Below are 20113 nucleotides of genomic sequence, written 5' to 3' on the forward strand. Positions count from 1 at the left end.
GGTCAGACCTCCATCAGGTCTTTTTCCTTGACAGCCAGCGCCTCATCCACCTTGGCGATATACTGATCCGTCAGTTTCTGGATGGCGTCCAGCGCCTTCTTTTCTTCGTCCTCCGAGATTTCCTTTTCCTTCAGGAGCTCCTTGATGTCCGCATTGGCGTCACGCCGGATATTGCGGATGGAAACCCGCGCATTCTCCGCTTCGTGACGGGCCTGTTTGACCAGCTCCTTTCGGGTTTCTTCAGTCAGCGCTGCAAGATGTACCCGGATGACATCACCTGACGTGGAGGGATTCAGACCCAGATCCGACTTCATGATCGCCTTTTCAATCACCGGCACCATCTGCTTTTCCCAGGGAGAAATGGCCAGCGTTCGGGCATCTTCCGCATGAACATTGGCCACCTGGGTAAGCGGTGTGTCGGTTCCGTAATACGGCACCATGACACTATCCAGAATGTTGGGATGTGCGCGGCCCGTCCGGATCTTGGCAAACGCGTGGGCAAGTGCCTCAACGGACTTCTGCATCCGCGCTTCAGCGTCCTTCTTGATATCGTTAATCACTGCCGTCTCCTCACTCAATCAATGTGCCTTCATTCTCGCCTACAACAATATTCAGTAATGCGCCGGGCTTGTTCATGTTGAATACGCGCACAGGCATATTGTGGTCGCGGCACAGACAGATGGCTGTCAGATCCATGACCCCCAGCTTCCGATCCAGCACCTCATCATAGGTCAGACGATCAAATTTCGTTGCACTGGGATCCTTGACCGGATCTGCCGTGTACACGCCATCGACCTTGGTGGCCTTCAGTACCAGGTCTGCCTCGATTTCAATGGCCCGAAGGCAGGCTGCGGAATCCGTGGTGAAAAAGGGATTGCCCGTACCGGCACAGAAGATTACCACGTCACCGTCTTTCAGGTCACGAATGGCTCGCCTGCGATCATACACATCCACAACGCCACTCATGGGAATGGCAGACATGACACGGGTAGAAATGTTCGAGCGTTCCAGAGCGTCACGCATGGCCAGACCGTTCATGACCGTGGCAAGCATGCCCATGTGATCGCCCGTAACCCGGTCCATGCCTGCTTCCTGAAGCGCCTGCCCGCGGAAAAGGTTGCCGCCACCGATCACCAGCCCGACCTGAACACCAATACCGATCAGCTGGCCGATTTCGAGCGCCATCCGGTTCAGAACCCGTGGATCAATACCAAAGCTCTCGGATCCCATCAGGGCCTCTCCACTGAGCTTCAGCAGCACCCTTTTGTAGCGTGGTTGTGTATTGTCTTTGGCAGGCATGTCTCGCTCCGGTTTTCAGTCTTCATATAGCAAACCGGCGAGAGCAGCCAAGCCAACTCTCGCCAGTCAATCATCAGGATGCGACCCGAATCAGTCTTTCTTCAGGCCTGCAGCCGCAGCCACTTCCTCGGCAAAGTTGCTTTCCTGCTTTTCGATACCTTCACCCACTTCAAACCGCACCATCTTGAGCACCTTGGCACCGGCTTTTTTCAGCAGGTCACCGACCTTGGTATCCGGATCCTTGACAAACGGCTGCTCAAGCAGGCTGATTTCGCTCAGGAACTTCCTGATGCGACCATCTACCATCTTGGCAATAATCTCGGCCGGCTTGCCGCTTTGTGCAGCCTGGGCCTCATAGATTTCGCGCTCCTTGGCAATAACATCCTCGGAAACATCTTCCGGTGCCACAAAGCGCGGATTCACGGCGGCCACGTGCATGGCGATATCCTTGGCCAGCTCGGCATCACCACCTTCCAGCGCAATCAGGACGCCGATCTTGTTGTTGCCGTGAACATAGGCTGCCACCACGCCGCCTTCCACGTCAGCGACACGACGCACGTTGATGTTTTCACCGACCTTCTGAACCAGACCCTGACGAGCCTCTTCCAGAGCGCCCTCCATCAGTGCGGCCACATCAGTCTGACGCGCGTCAAAAGCCGCCTCCTGCACCTGCTTCACAAAAGCGAGGAAGTTATCGTCACGGGCCACAAAGTCCGTTTCGCTGTTCACTTCGACCAGCTGGCCATAGGTACCGTCTTCGGACACCTTCGCCGCGACCACACCATCCGCGGAAACACGGCCTGCCTTCTTTGCGGCTTTCAGGCCGCTGCTTTTACGCAGGTTTTCAATTGCGGCTTCAATATCACCATTGGCTTCCACGAGTGCCTTCTTGCACTCCATCATGCCAAGGCCGGTACGCTCACGCAGTTCTTTTACCTGGGATGCAGAAATAGCTGCCATCTCGGAATCCTCTGTGTTCTGTTCGGAATATGCGGGGGCCTCGATGAGCCCCCGCCCACACTCATGCTTCGCTGTCAGTGCCAGCGTCCTGCGCTGCAGGCTCTTCTTCGCTGACTTCAACAAACTCGTCTTCGCTGACTCCCTGCTGGGCACCTTCGATACAGGCGTCCGCAATCAGGCTTGCGTAGATCTGGATTGCACGAATGGCATCATCGTTACCCGGAATGACCAGATCCACACCATCGGGATCGCTGTTGGTATCCACCACGGCAATCACGGGAATACCCAGCTTGTTGGCTTCCTTGATGGCAATCCGCTCGTGATCCGCATCGATCACGAACAGCGCATCAGGCAGACCGCCCATATCCTTGATACCACCGATGGAGCGCTCCAGCTTCTCCATTTCGCGGGTACGCATCAGGACTTCTTTCTTGGTCAGCTTGTCGAAGGTTCCGTCCTGGCTCTGGGTTTCCAGCTCACGCAGACGACGGATGGACTGACGGATGGTCTTGTAGTTGGTGAGCATGCCGCCGAGCCAGCGATGGTTGACATAAGGCATGCCGGCGCGGGTTGCTTCTTCCTTGATGATCTTGGCGGCGGAACGCTTGGTCCCCACAAACAGGATCTTGTTCTTGCGGGCTGCCATGTTGCGCACCATGTGCACGGCTTCTTCCAGCGCAGGAACGGTCTTTTCCAGGTTGATGATATGAATCTTGTTGCGCGCACCAAAAATGTACTTGCGCATTTTGGGATTCCAGAAACGGGTCTGGTGCCCGAAGTGTACGCCTGCCTTGAGCAGGTCACGCATGCTGACTTGTGCCATGTGTTTACCTTTGATTTTACAGGGTTAAGCCTCCGCACACCCCATGATCCAACCCGAAGGCACCCTGAATCACGTGCCGGTGTGCGTGTGTTTTAGTCCATTTGCCAAAGCAAACGGCGCGCGCTTTATACCACAATCCGCCCTTTATTGAAAGTGAGAAACCTCACTGGCGTCTCCCCATTTTTTACCCCGGCCCCGTGGCGAGAGAACCATTTCGGGCAAACAAGTCATCAATCAGACTTCGTGTTTTTCGTTTGCGCCAAAGTGGCCAGAACAGCACCCGTGCACCTCTGAACAGGTTCTGCCATCCCTTGAGCAGGCTGTAGAACGGGAACTTAAGCGCCTTGTCCGGCTTTTGCCGGCGTGAACTTCTGATCAGACAGCTATCCCGGTCCTGCCAGACGGCAAGCAGTCCCCAGGCCAGACTCGCCAGCGCAACCAGATTCTGAAGTGTGGTGAAGCGCCGTGCCGGTACAGACTCCAGCGCAAAGCCCTGCTTGGTAAAGCGGTAGCCTTCCTCGCAGGCCCAGCGGTCCATGTAGGCATGTATCATGCGCTCTCCCTGTCGCCTTCCGCGCACCGGACGCGTGGTAACCAGCACCAGAGGCTCCGGGCGGTCATGGCGGACGACAATCATCCACAAGGGGCTGTCCGGATGCTCTCGCAGCATCACCCGGGTGATACCAAACCTGACGCGGGGGCCTCCCCGTCTGAGCTGCCCCTGATGCTTCAGCGGCAGTTCACGGGCAATCTGCTGCGCTGTTTTATGGCGGTCCCGCCAGCACCAGTAGCGCTGATTGGCCGCTCTGACCAGCACCTGGCGCTCACACCGGATCCAGGCATCCCACAGGATGCCCCGGTCGCCTCCCCGGTCTATCACCCAGAGCAGATCCTTCCGGATATGCCGGCTCACTTCATCCATCACCGAGAGAATGTCATGGTTCTCGCTTCTGAATGCCGTGCGCCGCGGGGTATTCAGGCGGGTCAGCAACGGCAGCGTCTTCCCGCGCCGGACATCCCGTGCCACCACGGTCATCAGCGGATATCCGCCGACAATTTCTCCGGTATCGCCGTCCCTGACGCGGCCCCGCCATTCACTTTTCGGTGCGCCGTCACGGTTCAGATCGCCCGGATCAATGGCCAGGATCATGTCCTGCGTGACGTGCCGGCTGACGTGAGCAAGCTGCACCTGCTCTGCGGCCCAGGCCACTTCACTGTGTCCGGCCAGCATGCGGGAGATGCGCTTCTGGGTATGGTGCAGTCTGCATGGCTCATTGAGTGTGCGGGCAATCTCTGCCTGCGTGAGGGAACCGGAAGTGAGGATGCCGAAAGTGACCTCTGCCATGAGTTTTCTCACAGGCCGTGTGATCTGTTCAGGTGCCTGGTCAATCAGGCTGCAGAGGCGGGCTTTCCATTTTGTCCGATCTGTGGCATGGTAAGGCATCGGGGTTTTCCTTTGGGTTCAGTGACTTATAGGCAATCACATTGTACCTGGAGGGAAACCCCGATTCCGTTACCACATCACGTTTTTCCCCTTAAAGTCAAAAGGTTGAATGGCGCCTTCTGAAAAAATGGGGAGACGTCAGAGAAACCTCATTTCGTCCGCCCCGGCAAAGCGCCTGCCCCCATGTGACACGGCCGCGCAGTCGGGATACAATACCCTGCCATTTTACCTGGACAAGCCTGGATACCCCTTTCAGATGACCGTCACTATCAAGACTCCCGAAGAAATCGAAAAGATGCGCGTCGCCGGCCGCCTGGCTGCCGAAGTGCTGGAAATGATCGAACCCTATGTACAGCCCGGCGTCACCACCGGCGAGCTGGATCGCATCTGTCACGATTACATCGTCAACGAGCAAAATGCCATCCCTGCCCCACTCAACTACAAGGGATTCCCGAAGTCCATCTGCACGTCGGTCAACCACGTGATCTGCCATGGCATCCCCAGTGACAAGAAGGTGCTGAAGGCCGGTGACATCATCAACATCGACATCACGGTGATCAAGGACGGGTACCACGGCGATACCAGCGCCATGTTCTTCGTGGGCGAACCCAAGCCCGCTGCAGAGCGGCTCGTGCGGATCACCCAGGAGTGCCTGTACAAGGGCATTGCCCTGGTCAGACCCGGCACCCGTCTGGGCGATATCGGTCATGTTATCCAGCAGCATGCCGAATCCAACTACTATTCCGTTGTCCGCGAGTATTGCGGTCACGGCATCGGCAAGGGATTTCACGAAGACCCGCAGGTCATGCACTATGGTACCCCCGGCACGGGCATGGTGCTGCGCGAAGGCATGACCTTTACCATTGAGCCCATGATCAATCAGGGCAAACGTCACTGCAAGGTTCTGCCGGACAACTGGACAGTGGTCACCAAGGACCGCAAGCTGTCTGCCCAGTGGGAGCACACCATTCTGGTCACCGCCGACGGCTGTGAGGTGCTGACCTTGCGAAAAGGGGAAGTGATTCCCGGCGTCACGGACAAGGAGTAAGGCGTGGACGCTGCCCTGGCTGAGCACAAGAGACAGTTTCTCGCCGAAGTGGAAGCGGCGCCTGCCCAGCCGGTTCCGCTGCGCAAGCTTCTGGAGACCTACCAGAAAACGCTGGATGCGGCCTTCGACGAAGGTGCCGACGTGGAGGCCCTGATTCATGCCCGCAGCGAAGCCGTGGATGCGGTGCTCGGGAAGCTGTGGACCGCTTTCGACTGGCCTGAACCTGATCGTATCGCGCTGCTGGCGGTGGGTGGATATGGCCGGAGCGAGCTTCTCCCCCATTCGGATGTGGATCTGCTTGTGCTGCTGGACGATGAGTGCGATCAGGAGCGCTATCGCGAAGCACTGGAGCGGTTCGTTCCCCTGCTCTGGGATCTGAAGCTGGATATCGGGCTGAGCGTGCGCACCATCTCCGAAACCATCCGTCAGGCTGCGGCCGATATCACCATTGCCACCAACCTGCTCGAGACGCGCACCATTGCCGGCTCGGATCGACTGCGCATCGTCATGAGCAAGCGCGCCTATTCCGACGAGACGTTCACGGACCGTGCCTTCTATCTGGCCAAGCGCGACGAGCAGAAAGCGCGGCATACCAAGTATGGTGACACGGAGTACAACCTGGAACCCAACGTCAAGACCTCTCCGGGCTCGCTGAGGGACATTCAGACCCTCAACTGGATCACCAAGCGTCATTTCGGGTTCACGCCGGACAATCAGAGCTACTCCTTTCTCACTCCGGATGAACGCAAGCTGCTGCGTGACGGAGAGCGCTTTCTCTGGCAGCTGCGCTGGGCACTGCACAGCATCACCGGCCGGAATGAAAATCGCCTGCTGTTCGATCTCCAGCGCGCCGTGGCCGAAAAGCTGCATTTCACGGACAGCCAAGAAGGCACTGCCGTCGAAAAGATGATGCAGCGTTACTACCGGTATGCTCTGGGACTGGCCGAGCTGAACGATGTGGTGCTCCAGTACTATGACCAGACCATCCTGGGGGAGGATGACCAGGAAACGCCCATTCCACTCAACCGACGGTTCCACCTGGTCAATGACTACATTGAAGTGACCAACGACCGGATCTTTGGCCACTACCCCTTTGCACTGATCGAAATCTTCCTGCTCATGGCGCAACACCCGGAAATCCGCGGTATCCGTGCCAGCACCATCCGGCTGATGCGGGAGGAGCGCCACCTCATTGACGAGGATTTCAGGAAGGATCTGCGGGTAACGTCCCTCTTCGTGGAAATTCTCAAGACGCCGCATGCGCTGCACAAGACCCTGTCACGCATGCGCCGTTACGGCATTCTGGGGCGCTATCTCCCGGAATTCGGACGCATCATCGGCAAGATGCAGCATGACCTCTTTCATATCTATACCGTGGACGACCACACCATCAAGGTGATCCGCAACATGGTCTCCCTGCAGTCGCCCGGCAGCTTCGAGACCTACCCGCTGGCGTCACGTCTGGTGCACCGCCTCCCGAAGCTGGAACTGCTTTACATCGCCGGCCTGTATCACGACATTGCCAAGGGGCGCGGCGGCGATCATTCGGAGCTGGGCGCAAAGGATGTGGAGCGTTTCTGCAAGCGTCACCATCTGAGTGAGCGGGATACGCGACTGGTGTCCTGGCTGGTTCGTAATCACCTGCTGATGTCCATGACGGCCCAGCGCAAGGACCCCTCCGATCCGGACGTGGTGCATGAATTCGCCAGCAAGATGGACTCCCAGGTTCATCTTGACTATCTGTACGTGCTGACCGTCTGCGATATCAGTGCCACCAACCCCAAGCTCTGGAATACCTGGCGCGGCGCCCTGCTTCGTCAACTCTATACGGAAACGGTCCGGGCCATGCGCAAGGGACTCGACACGCCACCCGACCGCGAACGCTGGATTCAGGCGACCCAGGCGGAAGCGATCGATATCCTGCGCGGGCAAGGCTTCGACCCGGAAAAGGTACACCAGCTCTGGGACCGCTTGGAGCCGGACTACTTCCTCCAAGCCTCGACCACGGAGATTGCCTGGCAGACGGCAGCGGTGCTTCGTCATACCCGACCTGACGAGCCACTGGTGCTCATCCGCGATGCCAAGGGTGGGGCCGCACAGGGTTACGTTCAGATTCTGATCTTTGCCCCCGCCGACGAAGCCCTCTTTGCCGCCACCACGGCCACGCTGGAGCAGCTGAACCTGAACATTGTCGAGGCACGCATTTACAGCCACTCGGGGGACCAGACCCTGAGCACGTTCGTGGTGGCCGCCGAGGATGATCACCCCATCAGCCAGGCCGAGCGCAATCAGATCAAGCAGGAGGTCTTCGAGGCCCTGGATGATCCGCGCGATTTCAGCGAAATCATCCACCGTCGTACGCCGCGAAAGCTCAGACACTTCTCGTTCCCGACGGAAGTCACCTTTTCCAACGACACGGTCAATCACCGGACACTGATGGAAGTGATCACGCCTGACCGCCCGGGTCTGCTGGCACGGATCGGACGGGTGCTGCTGGAACAGGGTGTACGCCTGGTCAGTGCGCGGATTGCCACGCTGGGCGAGCGCGTGGAAGACGTCTTCGTCGTCACCGACGAACAGGGTGCCCCCATCCGGGACGCCGCGCTCTGCCAGCGCACGGCCGATGCGCTGAAACAGGCGCTGGACAACTGGGGATAGCCGGCCACAAGAAGCCTGCATCTCCGGACAAGACATCATCAAGAGAAACCGAACAGGACCATGAACCCCACACTGGATCAACTTCAGCCTTATCCGTTTCAGAAGCTGAGCATGCTGCTGAACGGCGTGAAGCCGCCGCCCAATCTGCCGCCGATCCGGCTTTCCATCGGTGAGCCCATGCATCCGCTGCCGGACATCGCGGCCCAAACCCTGGCCCGCAACGCCCATCTGTTCAACAAGTATCCCACCACACGGGGTGAGGATACCCTCAGGGAAGCCATTGCCGGCTGGCTGTCGGGTCGCTTCCGCATACCGGAGACACACCTGGATCCGGCAAGGCACATTCTGCCGGTCGCGGGCACCCGCGAAGCACTGTTTTCCTTCACACAGGCGACCATTGACCGGAACACTGCCCCCTTGGTGGTCATGCCCAATCCGTTCTACCAGATTTATGAAGGTGCCGCCCTGCTGGCCGGTGCCGGAACCTGGCTGATGCCCTGCACGCCGGAGAACGATTACCTGCCGGATCTCGCCGCCGTTCCGGAGGCCGTGTGGCAACGCTGCCAGATCCTGTTTCTCTGCACTCCCGGCAACCCCACCGGCGCGGTCATGCCGGAGGCGCAGCTCGCCGAGGCCATCCGGCTGGCCCACCGCTACCACTTCGTGATCGTTTCGGACGAATGCTACAGCGAAATCTATCCGGACGAGCAGACTCCGCCTCCCGGCTTACTGCAGGTGTCGGAAGCTGTCGGCAATCCGGATTTTGCCCGCTGCGTCGTGTTTCACTCTCTGTCAAAACGCTCCAACGCACCCGGCCTGCGTTCGGGTTTTGTGGCCGGTGATCCGGACATCCTGCAGGCTTATTTCAGGTACCGGACCTACCACGGGGCCACGCTGCCCCTGCCGGTTCAGGCCGCCAGCGCTGCGCTCTGGCAGGACGAAGGCCACGTGCAGGCCAACCGTGCCGCCTATCGGCGCAAGTTTCAGGTCTTCATGTCCACCCTGGAAGATGTCTGGCCCCAGCGCCGGACCGACGCCGGCTTTTATCTCTGGGCACAAACACCTGTTGCCGACGAGGCGCTGGCCCGAGTCCTGTATCAGCAGGCCAACGTGGTGATCCTACCCGGACGTTATCTGTCACGGAGCTGCGATGATCAGGATCCCGGCGTGAATCATTGCCGCATGGCACTGGTTGCCAGCGAGGCCGACTGCGAAGAAGCGGCCGTCCGGATCCGCACCGTACTATCCAACTATCTTCCGGAGGCACAACGGACATGCTGACAGTTTACGGTATCCGCAATTGTGATACGGTGCGCAAGGCGATCAGGTGGCTGGACGCCCACCAGGTTGCCTGGCAATTCCATGATGTGCGCCAGGACGGTCTTGAGGAAGCCCTGGTACGTCAGTGGCTGGAACACAAGGCCCCTGCCGACCTGATCAACACACGCTCTGCCACATGGCGACAGATTCCCGAAGCGGAGCGCCGGTTCAGTACCCATGATGAGGCCGTCCGGCTGATCATCCGGTATCCGACGCTGCTCAAACGCCCTGTCATGACTGACGGAGACACCATTCAGGTGGTCGGCTTTGATGCTGACGCCTATTCACATCGATTTCTGACCCATTCCTGAGGAGGCACCATGTTCGCATTTGGACTTGGCATTGGAACGATCAACACAAAAGGCGACTGGCTCGAGGTTCTGTACCCGGTTCTTGAACTGAATCCGGCCACAGAGGTCGTGGAGCAGATCCGCAGCATGTCCGACAACCAGTCCGGCCGCTGGACCGGGACACCGGATGCCGGTCAGCTCGGCCGCCTGGCCGAAGTCCTGCAGGGCGCAGGTCTCGAAGCAGCCGCTGAGCGCACGCGCCAGCTCGCCCGGTCCCCGGTAGGTGGTCGCCAGCGTCTGATCATCCTGATGCTGGAGGAGGACGGTCCTTCCGCATCAACACCGGAAGTGTACCTGAAACTGCAACTGCTCTCCCGGCGCCTGAAAACACCCCACAGCGTCAATCTCGAAGGCATCTTTGCGTTGCTGCCCAATGTGGCCTGGACCAGCGAAGGTCCGATTGATCTGGACGAGCTGCCCGAACGCCAGCTTGAAGCCCGCCTTGCCGGCCGCTGGCTCAAGGTTCATGCCGTGGACAAGTTTCCGCCCATGGCGGACTACGTGGTGCCCAAGGGTGTGCGTATCGGTGATGCGTCCCGAGTTCGTCTGGGTGCACACCTGGGCGAAGGCACCACCATCATGCACGAGGGGTTTGTCAACTTCAACGCCGGCACGCTGGGAACCTCCATGATCGAAGGCCGCATTTCAGCCGGTGTGGTCATCGGCAAGGGCTCCGATCTGGGCGGCGGATCCTCCACCATGGGCACCCTCTCCGGGGGTGGCAACATCGTCATCTCTGTCGGCGAAAACAGCCTCGTGGGTGCCAATGCGGGAATCGGCATTCCCCTGGGTGACCGTTGCAAGGTGGAAGCCGGTCTTTACCTCACGGCAGGCACCAAGGTGGCTCTTCTGGACGACAAGGGCGAAGTGATCCGCGTGGTGAAAGCACGTGAACTGGCCGGCGTGCCCGACCTGGTCTTCCGGCGCAACTCCCTGACCGGTCGCGTGGAAGCCACGGGCAATACCGCAGCCATCCAGCTGAATGAAGCCCTCCATGCCCACAACTGATGGTTCTGTCATGTCCGAGACGCTCGAACATGCCCGGGCGCTGATACAGCGCCCCAGCGTGACGCCCCATGATGCCGGCTGTCAGGAATACCTCAAGGCTCACCTTGCGCCACTGGGCTTTGTCTGCGAGGACATGCCGTTCGGAGAGGTCACCAACCTGTGTGCCCGCCGGGGCCAGGACGGACCGCTGCTGGTCTTTGCCGGCCACACGGATGTCGTCCCTCCGGGCCCTGAAGAGGCCTGGACCTTCCCTCCGTTCGAGGCGCATGTGGAAAATGGCGTGCTGCATGGTCGGGGTGCCGCCGACATGAAAGGCAGCCTCGCCGCCTTCCTCACCGCCTGCCAGCGTTTCGTGGCCCGGCACCCGCACCACAAGGGCTCAATCGCCTGGCTCATCACCAGCGATGAAGAAGGCCGCGCCGTCAACGGTACCGTCAAGGTGGTGGAGGCCTTGCAGGCGCGTGGTGAAAAGATTGACTGGTGTATCGTGGGGGAGCCCTCGTCCACCCGCACCGTGGGTGACGTGATCAAGAACGGCCGGCGTGGCTCCCTGACCGGGCGCCTGACCATCAAGGGCATTCAGGGGCATGTGGCCTACCCGCATCTGGCCGACAACCCCATACACCGCGTGGCTCCGGCACTTGCGGAACTGGTCAGTGCACACTGGGACAACGGCAATGATTTCTTTCCGGCCACCAGTTTCCAGATTTCCAACATTCATGGCGGCACCGGGGCCGGCAATGTGATACCCGGCGAAGTGGTCATCGATTTCAACTTCCGCTTTTCCACGGAAACCACGGCAGAAGCCCTGCAGTCCCGTGTCCATGCGCTGCTGGACAGCCATGGACTGAATTACGGGCTTGAATGGACCCTGTTCGGGCAGCCTTTTCTGACTGCGGAAGGTCCGCTGGTCGAGGCAACGGTTCGTGCCATCCGGGAAGAACGTGGCTTTGAAACCGAGCTCAGCACCAGTGGCGGCACGTCCGATGGCCGCTATATCGCGCCCACGGGAGCCCAGGTGGTGGAGCTCGGCCCCATCAACAAGACCATTCACCGGATCAATGAACAGGTGTCCGTGGAAGAGCTGGATCAGCTCAGCCGCATCTATGAGCGCATCATGGAGAACCTGCTGCTGTGAGGCGATTCCGGCGACTGGTCCGATGGCGCGATGCCCTGCTCCGGCGGGGCATCCACGCCCGGAGCTGTTTCCAGACTTTCGTGACGGGCGGTATCGTCTTCGGCTGCAGTCTGGCCACCCTCTACCTGACGGAGAATCCGCCGGACGCCTTTCTGCTCCTGCTCTGGCTGCTCATGACTGCTGGCGGCCTGATGGCCGTTGCGGGCTATCTGAGCCTGATGATTTTCCGCTTTACCGACTTTCTTACCAGGGATACCCAAGATGACGAAGAATGAACCCCGCTACCCGGATATCGAAGTGTACCTCCGGGGTGTTGATACGGCAGCCATTCAGGCCTGGGTCGAGTCACTGTCCGACACCCCGGTTTCCTGGCAACAGAAAGGCCGCACGACGCGGGGCACCGCAACACTCAAAGGGCAGTCCGTCCCCGTACACCTCATCGAACGGGCGACCGGCAGTTGGCATTGCATCTGGTTTGAAAGCGACCGGACGCCCTGGCCGACCGATCTGGATTGCGGGCGGGACGTCTTCCGCGCACTGGGCGGTGTGGTTCGCTGCTCGTCCGGATCCTGGTCAGAACAACCTGAGGATGAGGGCTGGATGGAACTGACCGCTCAGGGCGAGCGGCCAGTGAAGTGGGACAACCCGGACAAGTAGTCCGGGCAAGTGACTCAGCTTTCGCGAATGACGGACACATCGTCCGCCTGCAGGCCTTTTTCACTCTCGGTGACCCGGAAGCGCACGACCTGCCCCTGCTTCAGGACACGGTGTCCCCGGCCACGAATGGCGCGGAAATGCACAAAGATGTCCTCGCCCGACCCACGGGTAATGAAGCCGAAGCCCTTGTTGGCATTGAACCACTTGACCGTACCTTCCTCGCGGTCATCGTTTTCGTCCATGGTCGCTGGCTGATCCATATCGGACTGGCGGCTTCTGCCTGCAGAGGGGACGGCCGTCACCATCCGGGCCGCAACCAAGGCAGCCACAAATGCAGCCAGCCAGACAGCCAGATACAACCCGATTCCACGCGCACCGGACAGGGCGTCATGCCAGCTGGCTTCCTGTGCAGTCGCATCAAACTGCGGTACACCTGCAACCAGATGAATCAACACACCGGCAATCAAGGGAACAGGCGCTGTACAGACCGCCGAAACAGCAACGGTTTTTGCAAATGACGTACTCATGAGTTTTCAGTATTTCCTGTTGTCAAACGTGTAAAAAAATGAAGACATGCCACCCTGAAACCGTGACATGATGTTAGCAACAAATAGAACTGTCCGGTTTTGTAGCACATAAACTGTCCGCTTTGGGTCCACTGATGATCAGACTTGGCAGCGGACGTTGGCCGGTGCCTGATCAATAGGTTCGAGGGGGTCGAAGGGCAGGCCTTCTGGGGTGTAACTGGCCAGTCTTCTGGGGCCGTGGAAGATCGCCAGGGAGCGATCAGGATAACGGTGTACCCGAACCTTGGCCTTGACGTAATGGCGCCGATAGCGGTCGGCAGGGATCTGCAGCTTGAGTCCCTCGAACGAGACGCAGTTGTCCTTGTTCACGGTGCGTTCGTACTGCTCACACAGGATGTCGTCCAGTCCAGGGCCGATGAAAGGCACGAAGGCGCTGCCCTCGACGGCGGGTTTGACGCAGAACTCCCGGTTGAAGGCCGGCAGGTAGTGCTCCCGAAGGTAGCGGTTGGCCGCCGCCATGGTGGTAATGCCCTGGGCTGCAAGTTCCTTGGGCAGGCGTCCCTGATGGGTGGCGAACTGGCGCTCACAGCGGCCCCGGGCCTCGGGGGAATAGGCGGGGATCATCTCGACCCCGAGCTGGGCCATGGCCCTGCCGAACTGGGTGAGGTTGGACTTGTCGACCTTGCCGCCGGCCTTGGGGGTGTGCCAGTAGTGACTGCCCCGGTCGGTATAGAGGCTCGAGGGAAGGCCGTGATCGGTGATGACCTCTCGCATGGCCTGGAAGCTCGAAGCCGTGCCTTCCTCCTCGACGAAGAACATGGAGTAGTGCTCAGAGGTGGCGTCATCGAAGGTGATGATCAGATCCCAGTGGTGGCCGGGAACCCATTCGTGGGTGGAGCCATCCTGGTGGAGCATCATGCCGACCATGGGCGCCCGCTCGCGGCGTCGACGATGCTTACCCCGAGCCGGTGCCTTCTTGACCAGGCCTGCCTTCTGCAAGGTGTTCCGTACCCAGGTATAGCTGCGTGTGCCGCCGTGACGGTCGCGGTAGAAGCTGTAGAAGTGTTTGATGTTCCAGCCGTCGTAGCGCTCCTTGTAGAGCGCCTCGAGGCGTAGAACCTCATCCACCGGGGCCTTGCGGTGGGAAACCTGACTCAGGCGCTTGTCGATCAGGCCGTCGAGGCCCTCCTCCTCGTAGCGGTCGATATAGCGCCGGAAGGTCCGCTCACAGACCCCCAGCAGCCGCGCCGCCTCTTCCTGGGTCAGCCGTTTCTCGGTCCATCCCGTATAGGCTTCTTCGAATCGCATTTTCCGGATCTCCTGTAGCAGTTCTGTCCGTCTCATGGCTCACCTCCTTGGTGATCATGAAACCGGACAAATCACGTGCTACAAGTCCGGACAGTTTATTTGCTCCCAACACTGAAACCGTGACATGACCGCGAATGATATCAAATCATGGTAGAATTGCACGCTGACTGAGAGATGAGGACCCCGGAATGCACAATCTGGAACAAATCGTTGCCGACCTTCAGGCACGACTGGCGTTTCTGGATGATACGGTCGAACAGCTGTCCGATACCGTTTACCGGCAGAGTCAGGAAATCGAGCGCCAGAGACGACGTGTCGAACTTCTGGAAAACAAGCTCAAGGCACAGGCCGAGCCCCTCATCCGCAAGACCGATGAGGAGCCCCCGCCCCCCATTACTGAGCCGGTGCTGCCTCGGAATGGACCTCATCCCGTGCAAGGCCGGCCGTTCCCCACCCCAGCACGACAGTCTCCGGGTGAGACTCCAGTATCGCATCCGACACCCGTGGCACCCAATGGCGCTCCACGAGACGGTGAAGATAGCGCACCCCCATGGGTGACGACACCAGATCCCCGGCAAGCGCCGACACCGCCGGTTCCGCCAGCTCCAGCCGGATACCGTGCCGCATGGCCTGCTCCGCCAAGGACTCAAAGCGACGCTGAACCAGCGTTGCGGCCATCGTCAGGGAAAGCGGCCGGAAGGGAATCACGTCCATGCGCCCCAGCAATGCAGGAGGCAGCACCCGGACAAGCTGAGGCCAGATGCGTTCGGTCACCTCATCCGGGCTCATTTCCGGAGACTGCTGCCACAGTGACTGGATCGCATCCGCAGCCAGATTGGCCGTCAGAATGACAATGGTATTGCGGAAATCCGTGGGCCGGCCTTCACCATCATTCAGGAAACCGCTGTCGAACACCTGATAGAACAGGCTGTGCACGTCCCGGTGTGCCTTTTCCACCTCGTCCAGCAGTACCACTGACCAGGGATTCTTGCGGACCGCTTCGGTCAGCACACCGCCCTCACCATATCCGACGTAGCCCGGGGAGAGCCGATCAGGCGGGATACGCTGTGCGACTCCTGATATTCGCTCATGTTGATACGCACCAGCGCCCGGTCATGACCGCAGATCTCCTGCGCCAACAGTCGCGCCAGTTCGGTCTTTCCCACCCCCGAAGGACCGGTGAAGAGAAAGACACCTTGTGGCTGGCGCGCGTCAGTGAGGCCGGCTGCACTGGCCTGAAGCCGGCGAAATACCCGTTCAATGGCATGATCCTGGCCGATGAGCCGGTCTCTCAACCGCGCCGGCGCATGCTGGATGGCCTCATTCCGTGCACTGAGAATCCGTTCACGGGGGATGCCGGTCCAGCCCGCAATCACATCCGCCACATCGGCTGCGGTGACCACCAGCGAATCAGACCGGTCATCCCGGAAACCCTGTCCTGCGTCACCCTTGTCAAGGGTATCCAACCTCTCTTCAAGCTGACGGAGCTCCGCCTCGCACGCAGTCAGCGTCTCTGCCACATCAAAACCGCGTTCCGACTCCGCCCGCAGGCCTTCAAGCTGCTGCACCAGGTGAGTCCTGGTACTGGCCAGCACCATGTCGTCAACAGGCTGCACATGGGCGCGGAGGTAGACGCGCACGCACGCCGTATCCAGCACATCCAGCGCCTTGTCCGGCAGCATTCGGTCGGCCATGAAACGATGACTGGCCGAAACCGCCACGCACACGGCCTCGTCCCGGATCAGCACACCGTGCCGGGCCTCCAGTGCGGGACGGACGTGCCGCAGCACATGCTCTGCCTGATCCGGAGCCAACTCCTGAACCGTGACGGGCTGAAAACGGCGCACCATGGCCGGATCCTTTTCGAAATACTTCTTGTATTCCCGCCAGGTGGTTGCCGCAATGACCTTGATTTCGCCTCGGGCAAGTGCGGGTTTGAGAAGATTGGCCAGGTCATCTCCACCCTGACCATCTGCCGCCAGCAGGGTGTGGGCCTCATCGATGAACAACAGGGCCTGGCCGGCCAGGACCTTCAGCGCGTCGAGAATGGTCTTGACCCGGCGTTCCAGCTCTCCCCGGACACTGGCCCCGGCCTTGAGCGCCCCCAGGTCCAGTGCGTAGACCTCCACCCCTATCAGCGCGGGCGGCACACGCTCCTCATGAATCCACCAGGCAAGCCCTTCCACGAGCGCGGTCTTTCCGGTGCCCGCCTCGCCAAGAATCATCGGGTTGTTCTTCTTGCGCCGGCACAGGATGTCGATGAGCTGGGCGATTTCCTTTTCGCGACACATGACCGGATCAAGGCGCCCTTCGGCCACATCCTGGCAGAGATTCTGGCAAAACTGAGCCAAGGCATCGCGTGCGGCGTCGTTTCCCCCTTCTGTCCCGGACATCTCCGGTCCGAGGGCGGTGGTATCAGGCTGGCGGAAAGCTGCAGTGGTCACACCGGCTTCTGCGCAGGCCGCCCGATACAACGCGCTCCGTTTCGCGCCTGCCAGGGCCTGCTGCAAACGGGCATCTTCCACCAGCGCCTCGGGATGAGCGGCCAAGCTGTACAGCAGTGCAGCAGGACTCACCCGTTCACCCTCAAACTCGGTTCGCGTGTATTCCGACGCGATGCGCAGCCACTTGAGAAAGCGAACGGACAATACGGGCGTGACGCCCCGGGATCCCGGCTCACCCGCTGCCTTCACCGGCAAGCGCCAGTAGAACCCGCTGTCGGCCGCCAGCTCCTGAACCACCACGGATTCATCCAGTGCCGCCGCGACAAAGTGCTCCGGGCTGAGCGCCTCCTCACAACGCTGCATGCACAGTCGCGCTGCGCTCTCCATGATGCGCAGCGATTCCGTGTCCAGCTGCTGCATGGCCGTATCAATACTCATGTTCTACTCCTTGAAAAATGACTGTCAGACTGTAATGCCGTTGTGAGAAACGGTTGCGCTCACCCAATACGGCCCCCTGCCCGAGCCGGGTTTGCCCCAGCGCACCGGCAGACACCGAACCGGCCTCCAGCGCCACAACCAGTACCACCTGAAGCGGGCGCCCGGCCGCCAGTCCGGCCAGCTCACGGAGCTGAGCGTGACGCAGTCCGCCCGGAGCCAGTGACCGGGCCTCATCCGGATGGCTGCACCGCACGGTCAGACGGATACGGTTGGCATCATTGCGAACCCGCTGTCCCAGGACGTGGTGACCACCCAGTTCAAGGTTGCGTCCCAGCCGGCCACACAGGGTGTCCGGCAAACGCATGTGACCCGGATCATTCTCCAGCACTTGTACGGGCTGCCCGAGCAACTGAGAGATCGCCATGCGAAAACCTTCTGCGCTGCCTGGCTGGCTGCGGGCACAGGTCAGGTTGAACGGGCGGCCCCGCACCAAGGCACGGCGTAGCGGGGCCGATAGCTGATCCCACTCCGAGATCCCCAGCAAGCGCCGGACATCCCGTGCCGGCAGCCGATGCTCATCCGCAAGGTCATGCGTTACACAAAACACATCCGCCAGCTTCTGACCGAGGTGATGTTCGAGCACCTGCATGAACTCGGTGAAATTTGAGGTGCTGTCCTGTGCGGCCTCTTCAAGCATATAGGGTGGCAGCGTGCCCTGTGCGCCCATGAGCACACACACGGCACGCTCAAGGTGCCGGCTGATCCGGTTTCCGTTGCGGATCTCCAGCAGTCGCCCCGGTGCGGCCGGTGACGCCAGTGACGGTGAGGAAGTAAAGCGCAGGGACTCGTCCGGCCGGCGATTCTGAACCAGCAGCCTCAACACATGTCCGAGATCGGAAACCGCGCGGCTGCGCGCCGCCATGTGCTCTCCCATCTTTACCCCCACTCCCAGATCCCTTGGTGCTTGTGACCGACCAGCCTGAGGGACAGGTGCTCATTGATTCGCCGGCCTCCCGCCATCAGAGCGTACAGCACCGCCCCGAACAGGTGGATATCACCGTCACCGAGGAAACGGGATTCATCCACCTCCAGTACGATTTCCCGCCCCATGACCGGGATGCCGCGTCTCAGGGCCAGGGCTTCGCGGCACCGCAGTGACAGAACCCCCTGAATCTTCTTGTGGATGGCTTCCGAATGGGCCCGGTCATAGTGACTGCGACGGTCCAGCACCTTGAGGGTTTCAATCAGCGCCTCGCGCGAGCTGTAGCGTGAAACGGAGGACCGGAGCAGGCCCAGCAGCTCGTAGATGCGATGGCCATGCAGATAGGGAAACAGCGGGGGCGTTACCGGTGTGATGTTGCGGGCACTGACCAGCGCCGTCAGTGCTTCAGCCGGGTAGCAGACATCGCCGACGCCCAGCTTGCGGGCGCGCATGCCATCCGTACATCTGAGACGGGCATGAATCACCTCTCGCTGGGGCATGAGAGCCTGACGTCCTTCCCCGTAGAAGCCCGTCCACAGTAGCCACTGATAGTGGCTGACCTGCGACGGCAGGCACTTCTCCCAGTAATAGGTGCCCTGCTCCTGAAAATGGCAGCTTTCCAGCGCCTGACTCAGCGGCGCATAGCTGCGATAGCGGCGTGTATCCCGGTTCCAGCCCTCCAGGTGGACAACGGAGTGGGCTTGGACACCCGGCACAACCGTATCAGGCTGAAGGAGATACCGGCTTTCCAGGTGCTCGATGTCCAGAGGCCGGGCATCACATTCGAAAAGGTTGATGGCCGGAGAAACATGCAGCTGAACCAGCTGCGACACATCCTGAAATGCCTGCCGGGTACGCTTCGAGAACCGAAGGGTCAGACGGATCCGCTCTGCACATTCCAACGCCTCCGCCGGCCATCGTGACCAGAAGGCACGCAACCCCTTTAGGGCCACGAAGCTGAATTTCTCGGGATACAGGAAATACTCGCTGGCCAGTCGCAACCCCGATGCCACCGAGGCCTCGTCCGGCAGCAACTGAAACCCTTCATCAAAGCCTTCCGGCTCGACGGTGACGGCGCCCCACTCCGGCGCGCCGTCATTCAGCGACACGCCGAGTGACAACACATCCCGCTCGAGATGCTGCAACCAGTATCCGGTCTGACGGGCATCACCATGCAGATAGAGCGACAGGGCATCCGGTCCGCCGGAGAGCAGAAACGCCGGATTCAGGACATGCAGATCCAGGACCAACTCATCGGCCGTCTCCGTACGCATGTGACGACAGCCCGCAAGCCGCCAAGGGTGCAGCGCCACTTCGCGACACGTCCGGAAGCGGCAAGGATGTCCGTCCACCGGAATGGAGGTCAGCGCCGCGCCTCTGGCAATCACCCGGCTTTCGCCGACGGCATCGCCCGCCTCGAACGCCACCATGGTCATGGAAGGGGTCACCTGTAGCTGCCCCGGCCAGGCCAGACGAAGCAGCTCATGGGTGACATCCGCAAAGACGCCATCCAGACGTTGCTGAAGCCTGGCTGTCAGAAAAGCCACGGACTCCAGAATACGCTCCACATCCGGATCCTGCCCCTCTTCGGAGAGAAAGGCGGCCAGCCTCGGATGCTCCAGGGCAAAGGCCTTGCCCGTTTCCCGCAGGGCCTTGAGCTCCTTGAGAAAATAATCACTGAAATCCATTTCGGTGTACTGCCTGTTGGT

Annotated in this window: 18 protein-coding genes and 2 pseudogenes; 9 read left to right on the forward strand and 11 right to left on the reverse strand. The window is 60.3% G+C overall.

The window, feature by feature from the left end:
• Nucleotides 1–2 precede the first annotated feature (2 nt).
• The 5 genes from frr to AAIA72_RS05975 form a co-directional block, all read right to left on the reverse strand.
• Complete coding sequence (gene frr / locus AAIA72_RS05955) at nucleotides 3–560, reverse strand: ribosome recycling factor (protein WP_369602499.1); 558 nt, start codon at nucleotides 558–560, stop codon at nucleotides 3–5.
• Nucleotides 561–570: 10 nt separating this feature from the next.
• Nucleotides 571–1299 (reverse strand): UMP kinase, encoded by a 729-nt coding sequence (gene pyrH, locus AAIA72_RS05960; protein WP_369602500.1) that lies wholly within the window; start codon nucleotides 1297–1299, stop codon nucleotides 571–573.
• A gap of 90 nt (nucleotides 1300–1389) precedes the next feature.
• Nucleotides 1390–2259 (reverse strand): translation elongation factor Ts, encoded by an 870-nt coding sequence (tsf, locus tag AAIA72_RS05965; protein ID WP_369602501.1) that lies wholly within the window; start codon nucleotides 2257–2259, stop codon nucleotides 1390–1392.
• A 61-nt stretch (nucleotides 2260–2320) separates the two neighbouring features.
• The gene (gene rpsB / locus AAIA72_RS05970; protein WP_369602502.1) at nucleotides 2321–3082 is read right to left on the reverse strand and encodes a 30S ribosomal protein S2; all 762 of its coding nucleotides are present in this window, start codon (nucleotides 3080–3082) and stop codon (nucleotides 2321–2323) included.
• Nucleotides 3083–3266: 184 nt separating this feature from the next.
• Nucleotides 3267–4427 (reverse strand): hypothetical protein, encoded by a 1161-nt coding sequence (locus tag AAIA72_RS05975; RefSeq protein WP_369601481.1) that lies wholly within the window; start codon nucleotides 4425–4427, stop codon nucleotides 3267–3269.
• 355 nt (nucleotides 4428–4782) lie between these two features.
• Here AAIA72_RS05975 and map point away from each other — a divergent pair, with 355 nt between their 5' ends.
• From map to AAIA72_RS06015, 8 genes are read left to right on the forward strand one after another with little or no spacing between them, the layout of a single operon-like run.
• A complete protein-coding gene (gene map / locus AAIA72_RS05980) occupies nucleotides 4783–5574 on the forward strand; it encodes a type I methionyl aminopeptidase (RefSeq protein WP_369602503.1) in 792 nt (263 codons plus the stop codon).
• Nucleotides 5575–5577: 3 nt separating this feature from the next.
• Entirely contained in the window at nucleotides 5578–8232 is a 2655-nt protein-coding gene (locus tag AAIA72_RS05985; protein ID WP_369602504.1) for a [protein-PII] uridylyltransferase, read from the forward strand.
• Nucleotides 8233–8292: 60 nt separating this feature from the next.
• Nucleotides 8293–9513, forward strand: a complete 1221-nt coding sequence (gene dapC / locus AAIA72_RS05990; protein ID WP_369602505.1) for a succinyldiaminopimelate transaminase — start codon at nucleotides 8293–8295, stop codon at nucleotides 9511–9513.
• A complete protein-coding gene (locus AAIA72_RS05995; protein WP_369602506.1) occupies nucleotides 9507–9863 on the forward strand; it encodes a Spx/MgsR family RNA polymerase-binding regulatory protein in 357 nt (118 codons plus the stop codon). The genes dapC and AAIA72_RS05995 overlap by 7 nt, the downstream gene beginning before the upstream one ends.
• Nucleotides 9864–9872: 9 nt before the next feature.
• On the forward strand, nucleotides 9873–10910 hold the full coding sequence (gene dapD, locus AAIA72_RS06000; protein ID WP_369602507.1) for a 2,3,4,5-tetrahydropyridine-2,6-dicarboxylate N-succinyltransferase: 1038 nt from the start codon (nucleotides 9873–9875) through the stop codon (nucleotides 10908–10910).
• A complete protein-coding gene (gene dapE / locus AAIA72_RS06005; protein WP_369602508.1) occupies nucleotides 10897–12048 on the forward strand; it encodes a succinyl-diaminopimelate desuccinylase in 1152 nt (383 codons plus the stop codon). Before dapD ends, dapE begins: the two co-directional genes overlap by 14 nt.
• Complete coding sequence (locus AAIA72_RS06010) at nucleotides 12045–12323, forward strand: hypothetical protein (protein WP_369602509.1); 279 nt, start codon at nucleotides 12045–12047, stop codon at nucleotides 12321–12323. Before dapE ends, AAIA72_RS06010 begins: the two co-directional genes overlap by 4 nt.
• The gene (locus AAIA72_RS06015; protein WP_369602510.1) at nucleotides 12310–12705 is read left to right on the forward strand and encodes a hypothetical protein; all 396 of its coding nucleotides are present in this window, start codon (nucleotides 12310–12312) and stop codon (nucleotides 12703–12705) included. The genes AAIA72_RS06010 and AAIA72_RS06015 overlap by 14 nt, the downstream gene beginning before the upstream one ends.
• Before the next feature lie 14 nt (nucleotides 12706–12719).
• Here AAIA72_RS06015 and AAIA72_RS06020 read toward each other — a convergent pair whose 3' ends face one another.
• Nucleotides 12720–13232 (reverse strand): cold-shock protein, encoded by a 513-nt coding sequence (locus AAIA72_RS06020; RefSeq protein WP_369602511.1) that lies wholly within the window; start codon nucleotides 13230–13232, stop codon nucleotides 12720–12722.
• A gap of 138 nt (nucleotides 13233–13370) precedes the next feature.
• Nucleotides 13371–14540, reverse strand: a complete 1170-nt coding sequence (locus AAIA72_RS06025; protein WP_369600308.1) for an ISNCY family transposase — start codon at nucleotides 14538–14540, stop codon at nucleotides 13371–13373.
• Nucleotides 14541–14728: 188 nt separating this feature from the next.
• Here AAIA72_RS06025 and AAIA72_RS06030 point away from each other — a divergent pair.
• Nucleotides 14729–14920 (forward strand): annotated as a pseudogene (locus tag AAIA72_RS06030) (SlyX family protein); the annotation flags it as partial.
• 13 nt (nucleotides 14921–14933) lie between these two features.
• On the opposite strand, the gene AAIA72_RS06035 reads toward AAIA72_RS06030, so the two are convergent.
• From AAIA72_RS06035 to tssF, 4 genes and pseudogenes are all read right to left on the reverse strand, one after another.
• Nucleotides 14934–15329 (reverse strand): hypothetical protein, encoded by a 396-nt coding sequence (locus tag AAIA72_RS06035; protein WP_369602976.1) that lies wholly within the window; start codon nucleotides 15327–15329, stop codon nucleotides 14934–14936.
• A pseudogene (locus tag AAIA72_RS06040) lies at nucleotides 15303–17422 on the reverse strand (AAA family ATPase); the annotation flags it as partial. The pseudogene AAIA72_RS06040 and the gene AAIA72_RS06035, both read right to left, overlap by 27 nt.
• A complete protein-coding gene (locus AAIA72_RS06045; protein WP_369602512.1) occupies nucleotides 17412–18344 on the reverse strand; it encodes a type VI secretion system baseplate subunit TssG in 933 nt (310 codons plus the stop codon). The pseudogene AAIA72_RS06040 and the gene AAIA72_RS06045, both read right to left, overlap by 11 nt.
• A gap of 14 nt (nucleotides 18345–18358) precedes the next feature.
• Nucleotides 18359–20092, reverse strand: coding sequence for a type VI secretion system baseplate subunit TssF (gene tssF, locus AAIA72_RS06050; RefSeq protein WP_369602513.1), 1734 nt, complete (start codon nucleotides 20090–20092; stop codon nucleotides 18359–18361).
• Nucleotides 20093–20113 lie beyond the last annotated feature (21 nt).

Source organism: Thermohahella caldifontis, from assembly GCF_041153465.1.
GTDB classification, from domain to species: Bacteria; Pseudomonadota; Gammaproteobacteria; order Pseudomonadales; family Oleiphilaceae; genus Thermohahella; species Thermohahella caldifontis.